General features: G+C 60.1%; 20 protein-coding genes and 1 other RNA gene. 9 read left to right on the forward strand and 12 right to left on the reverse strand.

What is annotated here, in order from left to right; translation table 11 throughout:
• Positions 1-7: 7 nt before the first annotated feature.
• Together AC2YI2_RS02785 and AC2YI2_RS02790 are read left to right on the forward strand one after the other, a co-directional pair.
• Positions 8-1,093, forward strand: coding sequence for an ABC transporter ATP-binding protein (locus tag AC2YI2_RS02785; protein ID WP_487385282.1), 1,086 nt, complete (start codon positions 8-10; stop codon positions 1,091-1,093).
• Between the two features lie 165 nt (positions 1,094-1,258).
• Positions 1,259-2,350 (forward strand): ABC transporter ATP-binding protein, encoded by a 1,092-nt coding sequence (locus AC2YI2_RS02790; RefSeq protein ID WP_487384888.1) that lies wholly within the window; start codon positions 1,259-1,261, stop codon positions 2,348-2,350.
• A gap of 140 nt (positions 2,351-2,490) precedes the next feature.
• Here AC2YI2_RS02790 and AC2YI2_RS02795 read toward each other — a convergent pair whose 3' ends face one another.
• From AC2YI2_RS02795 to AC2YI2_RS02820, 6 genes are all read right to left on the reverse strand, one after another.
• Positions 2,491-3,333: a carbohydrate ABC transporter permease gene (locus AC2YI2_RS02795; protein WP_487384889.1), complete on the reverse strand. Its 843-nt coding sequence runs from the start codon at positions 3,331-3,333 to the stop codon at positions 2,491-2,493.
• Positions 3,330-4,214, reverse strand: a complete 885-nt coding sequence (locus tag AC2YI2_RS02800; RefSeq protein ID WP_487384890.1) for a carbohydrate ABC transporter permease — start codon at positions 4,212-4,214, stop codon at positions 3,330-3,332. The genes AC2YI2_RS02795 and AC2YI2_RS02800 overlap by 4 nt, the downstream gene beginning before the upstream one ends.
• 65 nt (positions 4,215-4,279) lie before the next feature.
• The gene (locus AC2YI2_RS02805) at positions 4,280-5,554 is read right to left on the reverse strand and encodes an extracellular solute-binding protein (protein WP_487384891.1); all 1,275 of its coding nucleotides are present in this window, start codon (positions 5,552-5,554) and stop codon (positions 4,280-4,282) included.
• 54 nt (positions 5,555-5,608) lie between these two features.
• Positions 5,609-7,117: an arabinosylfuranosidase ArfA gene (gene arfA / locus AC2YI2_RS02810; protein ID WP_487384892.1), complete on the reverse strand. Its 1,509-nt coding sequence runs from the start codon at positions 7,115-7,117 to the stop codon at positions 5,609-5,611.
• Between the two features lie 183 nt (positions 7,118-7,300).
• The gene (locus tag AC2YI2_RS02815; RefSeq protein WP_487384893.1) at positions 7,301-8,227 is read right to left on the reverse strand and encodes an ArsR/SmtB family transcription factor; all 927 of its coding nucleotides are present in this window, start codon (positions 8,225-8,227) and stop codon (positions 7,301-7,303) included.
• A gap of 170 nt (positions 8,228-8,397) precedes the next feature.
• Positions 8,398-8,544 carry a hypothetical protein gene (locus AC2YI2_RS02820; RefSeq protein WP_487384894.1) on the reverse strand — a complete coding sequence of 49 codons (147 nt, stop codon included), beginning with the start codon at positions 8,542-8,544 and terminating at the stop codon, positions 8,398-8,400.
• Between the two features lie 202 nt (positions 8,545-8,746).
• Between AC2YI2_RS02820 and AC2YI2_RS02825 the strand changes: the two genes are divergently transcribed.
• Positions 8,747-9,376 (forward strand): alpha/beta hydrolase family protein, encoded by a 630-nt coding sequence (locus AC2YI2_RS02825; RefSeq protein WP_487384895.1) that lies wholly within the window; start codon positions 8,747-8,749, stop codon positions 9,374-9,376.
• A 7-nt stretch (positions 9,377-9,383) separates the two neighbouring features.
• Here AC2YI2_RS02825 and AC2YI2_RS02830 read toward each other — a convergent pair whose 3' ends face one another.
• The 5 genes from AC2YI2_RS02830 to AC2YI2_RS02850 form a co-directional block, all read right to left on the reverse strand.
• The gene (locus AC2YI2_RS02830) at positions 9,384-9,866 is read right to left on the reverse strand and encodes a pyridoxamine 5'-phosphate oxidase family protein (protein ID WP_487384896.1); all 483 of its coding nucleotides are present in this window, start codon (positions 9,864-9,866) and stop codon (positions 9,384-9,386) included.
• A gap of 97 nt (positions 9,867-9,963) precedes the next feature.
• Positions 9,964-10,398: an OsmC family protein gene (locus AC2YI2_RS02835; RefSeq protein ID WP_487384897.1), complete on the reverse strand. Its 435-nt coding sequence runs from the start codon at positions 10,396-10,398 to the stop codon at positions 9,964-9,966.
• A 75-nt stretch (positions 10,399-10,473) separates the two neighbouring features.
• Entirely contained in the window at positions 10,474-10,971 is a 498-nt protein-coding gene (locus AC2YI2_RS02840; protein ID WP_487384898.1) for a heme-degrading domain-containing protein, read from the reverse strand.
• Positions 10,968-11,945, reverse strand: a complete 978-nt coding sequence (nudC, locus tag AC2YI2_RS02845) for an NAD(+) diphosphatase (RefSeq protein ID WP_487384899.1) — start codon at positions 11,943-11,945, stop codon at positions 10,968-10,970. The genes AC2YI2_RS02840 and nudC overlap by 4 nt, the downstream gene beginning before the upstream one ends.
• Before the next feature lie 15 nt (positions 11,946-11,960).
• Complete coding sequence (locus tag AC2YI2_RS02850) at positions 11,961-12,365, reverse strand: HIT domain-containing protein (RefSeq protein ID WP_487384900.1); 405 nt, start codon at positions 12,363-12,365, stop codon at positions 11,961-11,963.
• Positions 12,366-12,460: 95 nt separating this feature from the next.
• Here AC2YI2_RS02850 and ffs point away from each other — a divergent pair.
• From ffs to AC2YI2_RS02865, 3 genes are all read left to right on the forward strand, one after another.
• An RNA gene (gene ffs, locus AC2YI2_RS02855) (signal recognition particle sRNA small type) lies at positions 12,461-12,557 on the forward strand.
• Positions 12,558-12,655: 98 nt separating this feature from the next.
• The gene (locus AC2YI2_RS02860; RefSeq protein ID WP_487384901.1) at positions 12,656-14,518 is read left to right on the forward strand and encodes a DNA polymerase III subunit gamma/tau; all 1,863 of its coding nucleotides are present in this window, start codon (positions 12,656-12,658) and stop codon (positions 14,516-14,518) included.
• A gap of 9 nt (positions 14,519-14,527) precedes the next feature.
• The gene (locus AC2YI2_RS02865; RefSeq protein ID WP_487384902.1) at positions 14,528-14,851 is read left to right on the forward strand and encodes a YbaB/EbfC family nucleoid-associated protein; all 324 of its coding nucleotides are present in this window, start codon (positions 14,528-14,530) and stop codon (positions 14,849-14,851) included.
• Here AC2YI2_RS02865 and AC2YI2_RS02870 read toward each other — a convergent pair.
• The gene (locus tag AC2YI2_RS02870) at positions 14,848-15,732 is read right to left on the reverse strand and encodes an alpha/beta hydrolase family protein (RefSeq protein WP_487384903.1); all 885 of its coding nucleotides are present in this window, start codon (positions 15,730-15,732) and stop codon (positions 14,848-14,850) included. The two genes, AC2YI2_RS02865 and AC2YI2_RS02870, sit on opposite strands and share 4 nt — an antisense overlap.
• Before the next feature lie 79 nt (positions 15,733-15,811).
• Between AC2YI2_RS02870 and AC2YI2_RS02875 the strand changes: the two genes are divergently transcribed.
• The 3 genes from AC2YI2_RS02875 to recR all read left to right on the forward strand — a co-directional run bounded on the left by AC2YI2_RS02875 (position 15,812) and on the right by recR (position 17,778).
• Positions 15,812-16,402: a TetR/AcrR family transcriptional regulator gene (locus AC2YI2_RS02875; protein ID WP_487384904.1), complete on the forward strand. Its 591-nt coding sequence runs from the start codon at positions 15,812-15,814 to the stop codon at positions 16,400-16,402.
• A 58-nt stretch (positions 16,403-16,460) separates the two neighbouring features.
• The gene (locus AC2YI2_RS02880) at positions 16,461-17,072 is read left to right on the forward strand and encodes a LysE family translocator (protein ID WP_487384905.1); all 612 of its coding nucleotides are present in this window, start codon (positions 16,461-16,463) and stop codon (positions 17,070-17,072) included.
• Between the two features lie 100 nt (positions 17,073-17,172).
• Positions 17,173-17,778, forward strand: coding sequence for a recombination mediator RecR (gene recR, locus AC2YI2_RS02885; RefSeq protein WP_487384906.1), 606 nt, complete (start codon positions 17,173-17,175; stop codon positions 17,776-17,778).
• Positions 17,779-17,928: the final 150 nt, after the last annotated feature.

A 17,928-nucleotide genomic window follows, 5' to 3' on the forward strand; every position in this document is an offset into this window, starting at 1 on the left:
CATGCTGATGGCGAACGGGATGAACAGCACGAGTGTTGCGCTCCGCGACGTGCGCAAGAGTTACGGCAGCCTTGAGGTCATCCATGGCATCGATCTGACCGTCGGCGAGGGCGAGTTCGTCGTCTTCGTCGGCCCGTCCGGCTGCGGAAAATCGACCCTGCTGCGCATGATCGCCGGGCTAGAGGACGTGACCGAGGGCGAGATCGAGATCAAGGGCCGGGATGTTACGGATCTCGACCCGTCCGATCGCGGCATCGCCATGGTCTTCCAGTCCTATGCGCTCTATCCGCACATGAGCGTGCGCGACAACCTCGCCTTCGGCCTGAAGATGGCGAATACACCGCAGGTCGAAATCGAGCGCCGCGTGGCGCATGCCTCCGGCATTCTCAAGATCGATCCGCTGCTCGATCGCCGACCCGGGCAATTGTCCGGCGGCCAGCGCCAGCGCGTCGCGATCGGCCGGGCGATCGTGCGTGAACCGGATGTGTTCCTGTTCGACGAGCCGCTGTCCAATCTCGACGCCGAACTGCGCGTGTCGATGCGCATCGAGATCGCCCGGCTGCACCGCCAGCTCGGCAATACGATGATCTATGTCACCCACGACCAGACCGAGGCGATGACGCTGGCCGACAAGATCGTCGTGTTGCGAGATGGTCGCGTCGAGCAGGTGGGCACGCCGCGCAAGGTCTATGAAGACCCCGACAATGTCTTCGTCGCCGGCTTCATCGGCTCTCCGCGCATGAACCTGCTTCAGGCAACGAAGGACGGGGATGGCACGGTCAAGCTTGCCGGTGCCACGCTGTCGGGATTGCCGACCGATGCTCTGCTTGCTGCGGGCGACGGGTTGATCTTTGGAATGCGGCCCGAGCATATCGAGCTCAGCGCGAGCGGTGACGACAGCTTCGGCGCACGCGTCGACTTTGCCGAATATCTCGGATCGACACAGTTTCTCTATTGCACGCTTGATGATGGCCAGGGCCTGATTGTCGAACGCCGGGAAGGCGACGACGTCGAGAATGGTTCGAGGATCCAATTGACCACCCCCAGGGGCAGGCGTCGCTTTTTTCGCGAGAGCGGAGAACGATTGAGGTAGGGGCGCTACCGTCTATCTTCTGGGCGGCCTGGCTCGGTTCCCAGCATAAGTTGCAGCAACACGCCGCCCTTTCCGACCATGCTCGCACGCCAACAATCGAGTTAATATCTTGACTTATGATATGTATCTGGAAAGATGATCTGAAAAGTTTCGGGAGGAATTTGCATGGCGGAGATCACGCTCAGCAACGTGTCGAAGAGTTTCGGCAGCGTCAATGTCATCGATGACATTTCGCTTGCCGTAAATCCCGGTGAATTGATGGTGTTTCTCGGCCCATCGGGTTCCGGAAAATCGACGCTTCTGCGCATGATCGCCGGCCTGGAGACGATCGATGGCGGCTCGCTGACCATCGACGGCACGCGAAGCGAAAATCTCGCACCGGGCCAGCGCAATGTCGCCATGGTGTTCCAGAACTACGCGCTTTATCCGCACATGACCGTGCAGGAGAATATGGCGTTCGGGCTCCGCAATATCGGGATGGCGGAGAAGGATATCGACAGCCGCGTCAACGAAGCCGCCCGCATGCTGGAAATGGAACCATTGCTGAAGCGCCGCCCGGCACAGCTTTCCGGCGGCCAGCGCCAACGTGTCGCAATCGGTCGCGCCATCGTCAAGGAACCGAAGGCGTTCCTGTTCGACGAGCCTCTGTCCAACCTCGATGCGGCGCTTCGCGTGCGTACACGGGTCGAGCTCGCCCAGCTTCATCTTCGCATGAAGGCGACGATGATCTATGTCACCCATGACCAGACCGAAGCGATGACGCTTGCCGATCGCATTGTGGTGCTGAACAATTGCAGGATCGAGCAGATCGGAACGCCGATGGAAGTCTATCTCCGGCCTGCGTCCCGGTTTGTCGCGGGCTTCGTCGGCAGCCCCGGAATGAATTTCCTTAAGGCCGAAGTCTCGGGCACCGGAAGGGCGAGCGTGAAAGTTGCGGGCAGCAATCCATTCGAGATCGATATCGCCAATCCAGGCCCCGGTACCTATGAGCTCGGCATCCGGCCCGAGGCGGTTCGTGTCGTGTCAGCAGAGGCCAGCGGAGTGGCGACCGCCAAGGCGAAAGCAGGCGTGGTCGAGCGGTTGGGTGAGCGGACGCTGGTCTATTGCACGCTGGAGGACGACTCCGAACTGATCGCGCAGGATGATGGCCGCTCGACAGTCCAGACCGGAGATATCGTAACGCTCCGCTTCGACACATCGGCGGTCCATCTTTTCGATAGCGAGGGCAAGGCCTATCACGCGCAGTCCATGGCTTAGGCCCGATCGACATTCAGCTCAGGCAGCGGCGAGAATAGTGACCTCGGAAACCGGAGCGGATCGTACTTGAGGTATGTGAGCACCGGGAACCCAGAAAGCCGCCATTTTGCCGGCCTGCATCAGCTTGATGTCGATCGGTCTTAGCCTTTGATGCCCGCCGAAAGCGTGATCGCCTGCGTCACCCGTCGTTGGAAAATCAAGTAGGCTAACGCGACCGGCATGCCGGCCAGCACGGCGGCAGCGAGCTGTCGCGCATAGGAAAGGCCGAAGGCGTCATTCACCTGGGTGATGCCGACGGTGATGGTCATCATACTTGTCTTGGTGACGGCCAGGAACGGCCAGAGGAATGCATTCCAGGCCCAAATGAAGCAGACGATCGACAGCGCCGCCGTCACGCCCCAGTTCATCGGGATATAGACCCGTGTCAGGATGCGCCATTCCGACGCGTTATCCATCACGGCCGCCTCCCTGAAATCCTTCGGCACACTGTCGAAGAACTGCTTGTAGACGATGATGATGACGGGATGGATGAGCTGCGGCAGCACGATGCCCGCCCACGTGTTGAGCAGGCCAAGACTGGCGACCAGTTCGAAATGGTTGACGATCAAGGTTTGCAGCGGAACCATGAAACTCGCGAGGATAAGCCACCAGAGCGCATTGCGGAACGGGAACCGGAGCTGCGAGATCGCATAGCCGCAGAGGAGCGACGAACTCACAGTCAGGATCGTCACCGCTAATGCCACCACGACTGAATTTATGTACCAGCGGCCGATCTCGGTCTGGGTTAGAGCGAAGACATAATGCGAGAAAGTGAGCGTATCCGGCCAGAGCTCGACATAGGGCCGGATCACTTCGTCCTCGGGTTTCAGTGAGGAGATGACACCCCAATAAAGCGGGAACGCCCAGAGCACGGCGCAGATGACCGTGAGGAGTGTAATAATGAAGCCGGCGACGTTGAGGCGGCGGGCGGTGACGGCGTTCATCGGTCGCGCCCTCCCGAGAGCCGGGTCAGCTGAAAATTGACCACCGAGACAATGATCACGATGAAGAACAGCACGACCGCGATCGCCGCCGCGCGTCCGCCCTGGTCGGATTGGAAGGCGCGCTGGAAGATGTAATAGACGAGAACAAGATTGTCGTTCACCCTGCCGCCAACCGAGAACAGATAGACCTGATCGAAGATCTTTAATTGCAGGATCAGCTGGATTGTTAGCACCAGCGCCGTGATCGGCCACATCAAAGGCCACGTAATCCGTCGGAAGGTCGACCAGATGCCGGCGTTGTCGAGCGCCGCGGCTTCATAGATTTCAACCGGTATCGCGCGCAGGCCGGCCAGGAAAAGCAGGATGGAAAACCCCGCGGTCCACCAGATCGTCACGACCGCCACGGCGGGCATGAACCATGTCGTCGATTTGAAGACCGGTACGCGGGGAATGCCGAACATATCGAAGACGTGCATCACCACGCCGAACTGAAGGTTCAGCGTCCAGTCCCAGATATAGTAGACGACGGAGACAGGCAGAATATAGGGCAGGAAGAACAGCGACAGGACCAGCGCCTGTAGCCGGCCGGTAAGGCGATTGACGCCGAGCGCGATGGCGAAGGCTGCCAAGGTGCCGGGCACCACGGTCAGCAGGACGAAATAAGCCGTGTTCCAGAACGAGGTGTCGAACTTCCGGTCGCCCACGAGGCGCGTGTAATTATCGACACCGACGTAAGTGCCACTACCGATGAGGGGTGCGTCAGTGAAACTGATCAGGAAGAGCTTGATCGTCGGGTAGATGAAGACCAGCCCGTAGATGACGACGAAGGGCGCGATGAGGACGAATGCGACGAGAGCTTCGCTCTGTCTGTTCCTGAGCATGGCCTATGGTCTCCCGGCATTCACGTGTTCAGGCCGGGCCATCTCGCGATGGCCCGGCAGTCTCGTCAGAGGTCGTCCAATCCGGCCTTGATTTCCTCGACAGCCTTGGCCGGCTCCATTTCACCGTTGAGGGTCGGGACGAAGAAATTCGACATCACATCGAACATCGGACCGGCAATGCCCGCAAGCGGCGACTTTGGATCGAAGATCATGTTGGCGGTCAACACCGAATAGGTGGCATTCGGCTGCATTGCCTTATACTCAGCCGTCGCGGTCACCGGCCCATAGGCCGGTATATGACCCGCCGTCGCCCAGAAGAGCGAGTTCTTCTCCATCCAGGTGATGACCTCCAGCACAGCTGCGCGCTTCTCCGGCGTCATGTCCTTGCCCTTGTTGGCGGGAATGGCGAAGGTATGGCTATCCGCGTAGGTCGAGGGATGGTTGAAGATGACGGGCAGTTCCACGGCACCCCATTCGAACAGCTTGCCGTCCTTCTTGAGGTCGGTCATCGTGGGAACTTCCCAGACGCCGTTGATCATCATCGCCGCTTCGCCGGAGGTGAAGAGCGCGACGGTCGCGGGATAGTCGGTGTAGGTCGACTGCAAACCTTCCTTGGTCCATTCCTGCAAAACAGCCAACGCGTTTTCGAGTTTCTTTGCATTGTCGCCGACGAGGAACTTGCCGTCGGTCATCAGTTCGCCGTCCTGCTGGCCCATCAGCGAATAGACAGTGCGGAACATGAAGTTGCCGTCGGCGGTCACCGAGCCGAGCGGGAATTTGACGCCGGCCGCCTTCAATGCCTTCAGCGTATCAGTGAAGGCTTGACGCGATTCCAAGCCCTTCGGCTTGCCATCGTCGGTGAGCAATCCTGCCTTCTTGAGGATATCCTTGTTGTAATAGAGCACGATCGGATGGGTATCAAACGGCACGGCATATTGCTTGCCGTCGACCGTTACAGCGTCCCATGTTGCGGTAGCATAATCGTCCTTGGTGATGCCCATCGTCTTCCAGTCATCGGCCGTGATCTCCTGGACGACGCCTTGCTTAACCGCCAGCGGCAGTCGGCTGGCATGATAGGTCATCATGTCAGGGGCTTCGCCGACGGCGGCCGAGGTCTGCACCTTGGCGTAGAACGGCGTTCCCCATTCCAAGGTCGTGGCATCGACCTTGATCTTGCCCTGGTGGGCGGCGTTGAAATCGGACAGCAACTGCTTCATCCGGACGCCGTCACCACCGCCGAGGAAGTCCCACCATACGACGGTTTCCTCGGCATGCGCGGCGGATGCAAACAACCCCGCAGCCAAAGCCATGCACTTCGCCAAAGTCATAAATCTCGGCATGTGTATTCTCCTCCCATCTGTTATGCGGCCTCCCGCCGCAACGCGGATATTGATCTACAAGCGTACTCTGATCATCGAGTAGGAATAGGGCGGCACGGTTACCTGCACCGCATTCTGGCTGAGGACCGCGTCAGACGTGCTGACCGGTTTCACATTGTCCGGGTTCTCCTCGGTGTTCTTGGCCTCCAAGTCCGTGTGTTTGATCAGGGTATGCTCAACCGACTTGGCCGCTCCGAACCCTTCGAGCGAGATGTCGACCGCCATCGGCTCACTGCCATGCCGGTTGACTGCGAAGAAGGTAAGGGTCCCGGCATCGCCATCATGCACGCCCGCAATGTCGAGATAGGACACGTTGGGCGACACATTCGACACATAGTTAGGGCAGGTCACGTCGAGATGAAGCGCCGTGCCATGGCCGTGAAGCGAGGCGAACTTGAAGGGGTAGTAGATCGTCTGCCGCCAGGCGGCGCCACCCGGTGCCGTCATGATCGGGGCGATGACGTTGACCAATTGCGCGATACAGGCAATGCGCACAACATCGGACCGGCGGATGAAGGTGTTGAGGATGCAGCCGACCTGCAGCACATCCTCGAAATTGTAGATGTCTTCCAGCAGAACCGGCGCATGCGGCCAGTCCCATTCCTTCATGCGCTTGGAATCGTTGCGGCGCTCGTGATACCAGACGTTCCACTCGTCGAAGGAAATCTTGACGTCCTTCTTGGAACGCTTCTTTGCCTTGACGTAGTCGATCACGCCGCCAACGGTGCCGATATAGCAGTCGAGTTTCTCCGGCAATGCCAGGAATTCGGCGGTGTTCTTCTCGTAGTTCTCGAAATACATATGAAGCGAGATGTAGTCGACCTGGTCGTAGGTCTCCTCCAGAACTGTCGCTTCCCATTGCGGATAGGTCGGCATTTCCGAATGCGACGAGCCGCAGACGATGAGTTCGAGCTTGTCGTCGAAGGCACGCATAGCCTTGGCGGTCTCGTTGGCCAGATGGCCATATTCGGCGGCGGTCTTGTGACCGACCTGCCAGGGGCCATCCATCTCGTTGCCAAGGCACCAGAGCCTGACATCCCAAGGCTCCGCCCGGCCGTTCTTCTTGCGAAGATCCGACCAGTAGGTTCCACCCGGATGGTTGGTATATTCGACGAAGCTGCGGGCCGAATCCAGGCCACGCGAGCCGAGATTGACCGCCAGCATCATTTCCGTGTTGGCCGCCTCAGCCCATGTCGCAAACTCATGGATGCCGACATGGTTCGATTCCGACGTGCGCCAGGCAAGATCAAGCCGCGTCGGGCGCAGATCCTGAGGGCCGATTCCATCTTCCCAATTGTAGGCGGAAACGAAGTTGCCGCCAGGATAGCGGCAGACAGGGGTGTTCAGTTCCCGAACGAGATCCAGGACGTCGCCACGCATGCCGTTCGCGTCGGCCGAGGGATGGCCGGGTTCATAGATGCCCGTATAGACCGCACGCCCGAGATGCTCGAGGAAGGAGCCGTAAAGGCGCTTGTCGATATCTGCAATTGTATAGCGCGCATGCGCCGTAACGCTCGCCTTCATGCATTCCTCCCAATCAATATCATAAATGATGATTTACATCATCTTGTGCGATATTAATGCGGAAGATTTGGTCCCCGTCAACCCGCCGGCGACGTACAAGTATGATAAATGGTCCCTAAATGGCCACCGTCGCGCCAAGGGACTGAATTAAAGTCGAAATAATTCAAATCAGATTATCGGATACTAAGAGGTTTTTATTCTCAGCAGAATGTCCTGGTCATAATTGCCGAACCCCTTGCCGAATATGTTGATACCGCCCGGATGCTTGGCGTCTTGCTTGACGCCGATGCGCACGCGGATCGAGTGGTGGCTCTTGAGATCGAGCTCGCTCAGATTCACCGAGGAAATCCTGAGTCCATCGACATAAGTGCCGTCGACTGCGATCCGCCAGTTCTTCAGCTTGCCATATTGCGAACCCTTGAGCTTCCACCAGGCCGGGGTGAAGACGCCACGCTTGTCGCCGAAATCGCCGGGCGAAGTCCAGGTGCCAACGTCGACGCCATTGACGGTGAGTGTGATATCGGACGGCCAGTCGGCACTGGTGCCCGGCACTTCCGAGCTCAGTTCCATCACCACCTCGATCTCGCTGATTTCGGCATTTGCGAGCTTGGCGTTGTTGGGAAACTGATACTCGACATAGCCACGGGTGAACCACAACAGACCTGCTTTCATGCGGTCCGGGTCAAGAAAGGAGTTCGGCACGTCGAGCAGGCCGATGATGCCATCCGTAGTGCAGAGGCCGCAGGGCGCCGTGACTTCGTAGCTCGTATAGAGCCCGATCGGCATCGAGACTTCGATCGCGTCGTTCTTGACCGCCTTGTAGGCGCTCTTGAAGACAACCAATATTTCCTCGGCCACCGGATGGCAGAACTTCTGGCTGCCCTTGCGCGCCTTCTGGTTCTCCGTCCGGATCAGCCGCGCCTCTTCGAGCACCTGGATATTTGTCGAAACAGTGGACTGCGGCAGTGCGAGGTGGGCGGCGATATCATTGACATTCATCGGCCCCTTCTCATGCAGCAGCGCCAGCATGGCGACGCGCACCGGTGATGCGAGGCCTCTCAAAACAACGAAATCGGTCTCCGGATCGATGACAAGGAAGTTCTGCGGCATAGGCGTCTCAAATTATCATAATCTCTGGTCAATATCAGGATTATTGATTTGAGCAACGGAAAAGACGAAATAGAACGACCTGGGGCAACGTGCCCCACAGCCGCAGCCATGCTGCAACAGCCCGGAAGTCGGGCTCGCTTGGGCGAGAGACGTCGCTTGCCGGCTGGCGCTTACTGCGTCGTCGCAGGCTGCGTCGTATCGGCTGGCGTGGTGGTCGTGGTTGCCGGTACAGGCGCTGTGCCTCGGCCAGCCCAGAAATAATAGGCCAGGATTGCCAGCAGGACGACGATGACGACGATGACGATATTGCGGTTCATGGATTTCCTCCCATGATCTTCCGGCCACGCATGCTCTTTCAGGAGCAGCCAAAGGTTCGGGCCGGCAGCGTCATGATACCACCACCCCGAAAGACGAGTCAAAATAGCCCCGCCGGATGACGGCCGAATGTCGAATGCGCGACACTTCCGAATGAGCGAGAATCCGCTATGACGGATCGATGATATTTTGCGAGGCGATGACATGTTCCTGTTCGACGGCCCGGACAAAGCCGACTTCATGATCCTGCTCGCCCATGGTGCTGGTGCGGCCATGGATTCGGCGGCGATGACGATGGCGAGCTCCGCGCTGGCGAAGGAGAGTTTTCGGGTCGCTCGCTTCGAGTTCGGCTATATGGCCGCGCGGCGATCCTCGGAGACGCGGAAACCGCCACCCAAGGCCGAGCTGCTGAAAGATGAATTCCGGGCAGCGATCAGCGAATTGAAGACCAAGACGAAACTGATCATTGGCGGCAAATCGATGGGCGGCCGGGTTGCGAGCATGATTGCCGACGAGGAACGCGCCGCTGGCCGGGTGTCCGGGCTATTCTGCCTCGGCTATCCCTTCCATCCGCCGGGCAAGCCGGAGAGCTTGCGCACCGCGCATCTCGAAAAACTGGAGACACCTGCCCTCATCTGCCAGGGCACGCGCGACATCTTCGGAAGTAAAGACGAAGTATCGGCCTACACGCTGTCGAAGAGCATCAAAATCCGCTGGCTCGAGGATGGAGACCATGACCTCAAGCCGCGCAAGGCTGTCTCAGGCTTCTCCCATGCCGATCACATGAAATCCATGGCTGAGGCGGTTGCCGACTGGAGCAAGCGCCTGCACTAGCACCGCGTCAGAGCGCGACTTCCGCTACCTTGTCCTTGTAATCCTTCTTCGGATCGACCCCTATCAGGAGCTTGATGCCGGCGACGAGACTCCACTCGTCTTCCCAGATCTCGGCACGCTCCGTGTCAAACCGTAAAAGCCCCAGTTTGGGGTCATCCTTGCCTCCTTCGAACCAGGCTGCAATGAACCGGTTCCAAAGGCGGTCAACCACGCTGCGGTCGTTATCAACGCTGAGGCGTCCATGCACTGTGGCAAACAGGCTATTGCCTTTCGAGGCAAAGGTGAAGGTGGCGCGCTGGTTGGCGGTAACCTTCTGATAGATTGCCGCCTCTTTCGACGTGAAGAACCAAATCGGTCCCGAGCGGCCTTCGAACTGTGCCGTCATCGGCCGCGCGTGGTTGTCCTCGACGCCGTTCAGGCCGAGCATGACGGTCATGTCGTCCTTGAGCGCGAACCAGAACTTTTCTTCGAGCTTTGCAGGACTGGTCATGGTCCGGTCTCCTCTTGGGTTCAAGCGAAGAACGGCGGTTCTGGGCAAAGGTTCCCGAAGGAGAGGTGCCGCCGGTAACCGGCAGCACCCATGCAAGCTAGCCGAGGCGGGCGTTGAGTGAAACCTCGATCGCGCCGAGCGCGCGTGAAACCGGGCAACCAGCCTTGGCCTTGTCCGCGAGTTCCTTGAACTTGGCTTCGTCGATGCCAGGTACAGTGCCGACGAGTTCGATCGTGCTGCTCTTGATCGTGGCGCCGCCGCCGCTCATATCGAGTTCAACCGTCGCCGTGGCATCCAGGTTGGTGGCCGGCGTGCCGTTCTCGGCGAGGAAATGCGAAAGCTGCATGGCGAAGCAGCCGGCATGGGCGGCGGCGATCAGTTCTTCCGGATTGGTGCCCGATTGGCCGGACTCGTCCTGGAAGCGGCCTTTGAACGAATAGGGCAGCTTTGAAATCGCGCCGCTTTGCGAAGTGAGATTGCCGGTGCCCTCGGTGAGGGTGCCCTGCCACATGGCGGTTGCACGTCTTTTCATGGTCGTCCTCCTTGCTGATGCTGATTCCAGGTTGCTGTGTAGACGGTCCTGTTAACAGGATCGTGGCGAAAGAGTTCAGAACTTCGGCAATTCGACCTTGAGATATTGATCCAGCGCCTCGACGATCATCCGGTGGTCGTCGAGCTGCGGCAGGCCGGAAACGGTAACGGCGGCGACAACACCCGCCTTCTTGACCCGGATCGGGAAGCTGCCGCCATGCGCACCGTAATTGAACAGGTCGATACCCATGTCCGGATTGATATCGCGGCCCTTCAGTGCCAGCGTGTCGCCGAACTGCAGCGACGAGATGTGATAGCGTAGCACGACATTGCTCTTGCGGCGGACCCATTCATCGTTGTCGGGCGTGGCACCGGGCATGGCGGCGTGGAACAGCGCGCGATCGGATGTGCGGATATTGACCACGACAGGCGAGCGCTTGCTGCGAGCGATGCTATAGACAACCGAGCCGAAATCGAAAGCGATCTCCTCGGAGAAGCCCTGAAACTGCGCCTGGCTCTCTTGCTTCTTGAGGATCTCCAGCCTTGCTTCGCGCTCTTTTTCCAATTCGCTCACCGCTTGTCCTCCCATTCCGGCCAATCGACCCAATCCTGGATCAATCTATAGGCGATCGCCCCACTGACCGGTATATTGATTTCTTCTTCATGCGTCCCCGCGATCATCTTTCGCACATCATCGCGGCTGAACCAGCGACAATCCTCTAGCTCGGTCTCGTCGCGCTTTATGTCGAAGCTGTCGGCATGGCCGTAGCAGCCGATCATCAGCGAATGCGGCATTGGCCAGGGCTGCGAGGCATGGTAGCGCACCGCTCCGACCTCGATGCCCGACTCTTCGAACGTCTCGCGTCGCACCGCCTGCTCTATCGTTTCCCCGGGCTCGAGGAAGCCGGCCAGGCAGGAATACATGCCGGGATTGAAATGCGGCGAGCGGCCGAGCAGGGCCCGGTCACCCTCGGCATCGACCGTCAACATGATCACGACGGGATCGGTGCGCGGAAAATACTGTGTGTCGCAGGACGTGCAGCGGCGGCGATAACCCCCGGCTTCCATGCGCGTTTCGGCGCCGCAACGGCCGCAGTGCTGAGTGGCGCGATTCCACGTCAGCAGGCTCGATGCCTGGGCGAATTCGCCGAGCAGATTCTCGCCGATCAGTTCCTCCCGCATCAACGTGCGGCCGTCGGCGAATTTCAGATGGTCGGCTGCTGCATCGGGGTCGATGCCGACCGGAACCGCGACGCGTGGCTCACCGGTCTTTTCATAACCGAGTAGGATGGCGTTCTCCCAATCCGGCTCCAGATCCATCAGTTCGAAAGGCGCGAAGAGCGGATCGAGAACCTGCTCTTCATGCTTGAGCACAAGCCTGCCGCGGGCGAAGGCGAAGAGATGGACATTCTCGCTCTTCAATGCCTGCTCGACGCAATCGTCCGGCCGGTTCTCGGACTGCCTGTCGATGCGATTGCCGGCGAAGGCCACAAGGCTCGACGGCTCGGGATGCGGCGACAGGACATCGAACATCGTCGTCTTGGGCATCGGCAGAAATTTCCTCTAGATCGCCTTCAAAATCTTGTCGATCAGCGCCGTCTTCTCGTCGGCGCCATAGGGCTCACGCGTACCGAAACCCCAGACGGGCCCCGGCCAATTCGGGTCGTTTTCGTGGCGCGCAATGACATGGACATGCAGTTGCCGGACGATATTGCCGAGCGCACCGACATTGATTTTGGTGGCGTCGGTGACTTTGTTCAAGGCCTCGGCGGCGAGATTGGTCTCGAAAGTGAGGAGCGCCTGGTCGAGTGGCTTCAGTTCGAAAAGCTCTTCGATTCCGGGTCGTTGCGGCACGAGAACGAGCCAGGGCCAGCGGCGGTCGTCCATGAGACGCATCTGGCAGAGGCCGAGCGTCACCACGAATTCACTATCGCCGCGCAGTCTCTCATTGAGCTCGAAAGCCGCCAAGCCTCGCCTCCCCTGTCTTTTGTTTGATTGATGATCTAACAGATAATTTCAGGTTTGGCTTGCAATCGAAAGCGATATTGACGATATGGAAGCCGGGAGGCTGGTGGTGGACGCGCCACTCGCCAATCGGGTCAGGTCCGGAAGGAAGCAGCCCCAACGAGACCGGTACGGGTCATCGTGCTGGCCTCCCACCCTCTACCACAATGCCGGGTTCATCGATCGGCGGAATTCTCATTTCCGCCCGATGCGGCTAACCTTGGCTTGAGGGAATCGAACCGCAGCAGGAACCGATGGCAGCAGGCGACGACATCGCTGGGCAAAACACCTCTGGGCAGGACGGCCAGAAGACCGGCTATCGCGTGCTTGCGCGGAAATATCGCCCCAAGGATTTTTCCGACCTGATGGTCGGCCAGGAAGCGATGGTGAAGACCCTCACCAACGCCTTCGAGAGCGGCCGCATCGCCCAGGCCTATATGCTGACCGGTGTCCGCGGTGTCGGCAAGACCACGACCGCCCGCATCCTCGCCCGCGCGCTCAATTACAAGACCGATACGATCGACAAGCCGACCATTGATATGAAGGTGTTGGGGTTCCATTGCCAGAAGATCATCAACGGCGAGCACCTTGACGTCGTAGAAATGGACGCCGCGTCAAATACCGGTATTGACGATATCAGAGACCTCATCGCGAGAGCCCAACTCCGCCCTTCAACGGATGCCCGGTATAAGGTCTATATCATCGACGAAGTGCACATGCTGTCGACTGCGGCCTTCAACGGGCTGCTGAAGACGCTCGAAGAGCCGCCAGAGCATGTGAAATTCATCTTCGCCACGACCGAGATCCGCAAGGTTCCCGTCACAATTCTGTCCCGCTGCCAGCGCTTCGATCTACGGCGTATCCCGGCGGCTGACCTTACGCGTCTCTTTGGTACAATCGCTGAAAAGGAAGGTATCGAAGCAGAGCAGGACGCATTGGCACTGATCGCTCGCGCAGCCGAGGGGTCAGCGCGTGACGGCCTCTCCCTGCTCGACCAAGCCATCGCCCATGGCTCCGGCCATGTCGAGACGGCAGCCGTGCGCGCCATGCTCGGCCTTGCCGACCGCGCCCGCATCGTCGATCTGTTCCGCGAGATTGTGAGGGGCGACGTCGCGGCGGCGCTTCGAGAATTCAACACACAGTATGAGGCCGGCGCCAATCCGGTCGCCATGCTGACCGACCTTGCCGATTTCACCCATCTCGTGACCCGGCTGAAATTCATTCCCGACGCGGCCGAGGATGCCTCGCTCAGCGAAATCGAGCGCCGCGAAGGCACTGAATTCGCCGGTGCCATCGCCGTGACGACGCTATCGCGCATCTGGCAGATGCTGCTCAAGGGCATTCCCGAGACCGAAAATTCGTCGCGCCCGCTCGGCGCCGCCGAGATGGTGATCATCCGCCTCGCCCATGCCGGCAACCTGCCCGCGCCAGAGGATGCCGCGCGGCGCATCGCGGGTCTGTTATCAGGCGACGCACCCGCCGCAGCCCCATCATCGCGCGCGAACGGCAACGGCAATGGTTCCAGCGCTTCTTTCGACGGCCACGCGTTGGCCGAAGCCCGACCGACCGAGACCATGGCGCGCAGTTCCTCCGGCGGAGCGACCGCGATGCTGACAACGGTACCGCGGAGCGTGCCGGAGACGCGGCTCGAAGCGCCGCCGGCGCCGAAGATCGAAGAGAGGCCCGAACCAAAGGTTCATCTCAAGTCGCTCGCCGACATCGCCAACATGGCCGGCGAGAACCGCGACATGAAGCTCAAGGCGCAGCTGCGGCAATTCGTGCGGCCGGTGCGGATGGAGCAAGGCAAGCTTGAGATCGCGCTGTCACCCGATGCGCCGAAATCGATCGCCAACGACCTCTTCGTCCGCCTCAAGGAATGGACGGGCATTCACTGGAATGTCAGCGTCGTCTCCGGACCGGGCGGGCTGACGCTGGTCGAGCAGGAAGCCAAGCAGCGCGACGAACGGCTGACCGACGCCCGCTCCGACCCCGATGTTGCCGCCATCCTTTCGCGCTTTCCCGGCGCACGCATCACCGACGTTCGCGTCAATCAAGCCGATCTGGACGAGGAAGCGGAGACGGCCCCAGAGCCCGAGCTTCCCGATGACAATGAATAGGAGATCCCGATGAAAGACCTCATGGGCATGATGGGCAAAGTCAAGGAAATGCAGGCCAAGATGGAGAAGGTGCAGGCGGAGATCGCCAGCCTCTCGATCGAAGGCACGGCCGGCGGCGGCATGGTGACCGTTACGCTCGATGGCAAAGGCCAGATGACCGGCATCAAGATCGACCCGTCGATGTTCAAGGAGGACGACGTCGAAATCCTCGAAGACCTGATCGTCGCGGCCCACAAGGCCGCCAAGGACAAGGGTGAAGCACAGGCTGCCGAAAAGATGGCCTCGGTCACGGCCGGCCTGCCGCTGCCGCCGGGCATGAAGTTCCCGTTCTAATCGAAGCGTCTCCCCGGCCACGGATTGAACCCGTCGCGCAGCCAGAGCAGCGTGTCGAGCCAGAAGCCCATCGCGTGACGGGCATGGAAGAGGTCGAAATGGCCTATGCTTTCCAGCGCAAGATCGCCGGGCGCCAGCATGACTTTGGTCAGTTCGGCGCCCACATAATATCCATGAGCGCGTGAGATCGCGGCGCTGGTGCCGAAAGGATCGTCGGTGACGCCGATCGCCAGAATCGGTGCAGAGACCGCGGCAAACCGGCTGTGGATTAGAGCGCGGGCGTCGGGATCGAGCCGCGCCTCCAATTCACTCCCACCCCGGCCCCATTGATAGGCAACGCCGTCGGGCAGATCCTCGAGCCAGTTCAGCCGGCGGCCGGGGAAGTGACCTATGCAGGCAGTGAGAGCAGGCATCAGCAGATGCCATTTCAGGAACATGCGCCGCCTCTGGTCCGCCGGATAATCCCGCCACCAGGCATATTGCGCACCCATTGTCATCATGCGGCTGAGCTTCCCCGCGTTGGGAGCATAACCCGCCAGGACTCCGCCGATGCTGTGACCGACGATCGAGACCGGCAGGCCTGACGTTAATGCCAGCGCGATCACCGCTTCGACATCGCGCTCGCCCCATTGCCGCCAATCCCAGCCGCATCGCATCAGCCGCTCGGGTCGTGAAAGCCCGATCCCGCGATAGTCGAAGGTGATGACCTCGAAGCCATGCGCGGACAGGAAACGGGCATAGTGGTGATAGTAATCTGCCCTCACGCCCGTTGCCGGATTGATCACGACGATGCCCTCGACGTCCGGCCGTGCCGCGCACCAATGGTGCCCTTTGAGTACGATGCCATCGGCACAGGCAATCTCGATTGGAGTCTTCAGCATGTCGGCCTCGCAAGAATTTTCGCGAGGTTCGTCGAATGCCGAGATTGTGTATACTCACTAGGCGGTATACATTGTTGCCATGGAACCTCTCTCGACCCGAGAACGCATCGTCGCCGCTGCCAACAAACTGTTCTATCGCGAGGGCATCCGCGCCGTGAGCGTCGATGCCGTGGCCGCGGAAGCCGGCATCACCAAGCGCTCGCTCTACTATCACTTCAAGAGCAAGGACGACCTGATCGAGGCTTACCTCGCCTATCGCGACCAGCCCAATCTCGACGCCTACAGGAAATGGTTCGACGACAAGGATGGCAGCACAGCCGAGAAGATCGCCGCCATCTTCGAGAACCTCGAGAAAATGGCGTCGCATCCGAAATGGCGCGGCTGCGGCTTTCTGCGTACCTCGGCAGAACTTGCAAACCTGCCCGGACATCCGGCCATTGTCCGCGGGGCGGCGCACAAGAGGAAGATCGAGCAATGGCTGGGCGAATGCTTCGCGGCCGACGGCATCGCAGCACCCGAGGCGCTCGCCAGCCAGATCATTCTTCTGGTTGATGGTTCCTTCGCCGTCGTGATGCTCCATCGCGACACCGGCTATATGCTCTCCGCCGCCAAGGCCGCCCGCGTGCTGGTCGAGACGGCGTCGAGGCGAAACATGCCTGACCGAGAATAGCGCTTGCCAAGGCTGGAAATTTGCGTTTCATCCGGCAGGAAAATTTGGGGAGGATGACATGACCCTCGCTTCGCTGGCCATCTTCGCCGGCGCCCTGCTCGTGGCGGCCGGCTCACCAGGCCCGAGCATCGCCGCGCTGATCGCACGTGTGCTGACGCGCGGCCCGCGCGATGTCTTTCCGTTCCTCTCGGCTATGTGGGTCGGCGAAGCCGTCTGGCTCTCGCTCGCCGTTCTCGGCCTCGCCGCCATTGCCGAAAGCTTCCACTACCTCTTCGTCGCGATCAAATGGATCGGGGTCGCCTATTTGCTCTATCTCGCGTGGAAGATGTGGACGGCGCCTGTTGATACCGAGGGCGAGGCGCTGCCCGAGGCGAGCTCCGCAGGCAAACTCTTCTTCGCCGGCCTGACCGTGACGCTCGGCAACCCGAAGATCATGATGTTCTATGTCGCGCTGTTGCCGACCATCATCGATCTCAATGTCGTGACGCTCACCGGCTGGGCCGAACTGGTCGTGGTGATGCTGGCCGTTCTTGTCATGGTTGACCTCGCCTGGGTGCTGTTTGCGGCCAAGGCGCGGCAATTTCTGAGGAGCCCGCGGGCGGTCAGGATCGCAAACCGGACAAGTGCCGGACTGATGGCGGGTGCGGCCGCTGCGGTGGCGGCGAAGTAGCCGCCATAGTTTGGCGTCAGTTTCTGTATGGAATGTGCACGCGGGAAATCCCCTCGATAAAGCATTCACATGCACATCTGATATCGGCTAGAACCCATCCATGGCAAAGCGAGTCACCGGACCGGAAATCGAAAAGCTCATCCAGTTGCTGGCGAAGGTTCCGGGGCTCGGGCCGCGGTCGGCGCGGCGTGCGGCACTGCATCTCGTCAAGAAGAAAGACCAGCTTCTTGGGCCTCTCGCAGGCGCAATGGCAGAGGCGCATCAGAAGGTGCGGATCTGCTCCTGCTGCGGCAATGTCGATACGATCGATCCCTGCACGGTCTGCACCGACGAGCGGCGCGACCATTCGATGATCATCGTCGTCGAGGATGTCTCGGACCTCTGGGCGCTGGAGCGCGCCGGCGCGATGAATGCGGCCTATCACGTGCTCGGCGGCACGCTGTCGCCGCTCGACGGCGTCGGGCCTGACGATCTCAATATCCGCGGGCTGATCGACCGGGTGATGAAGGGTGGCGTCAAGGAAATCATCATCGCGGTCAATGCCACCGTCGAGGGACAGACCACAGCACACTACATCACCAGCCAGCTGACCGGGCTCGACGTGAAGATAACCCGCCTCGCCCATGGCGTGCCTGTTGGCGGCGAACTGGATTATCTCGACGAAGGCACGCTGACGGCGGCACTTCGATCGCGCACGTTGATCTAGATTGGGAGTACTCATGCGGAGCTCACCCCCCTCTGCCCTGCCGGGCATCTCCCCCTCACGGGGGGAGATTCGGAAAAGGCTCTTCTATTGCCCCAACCCGGCGGCGCCTTCTGAGCATTCGACAATAGATGTCCGCGGGGCATCGCTCCA

This window comes from Rhizobium sp. SRI_017 (assembly GCF_057586295.1).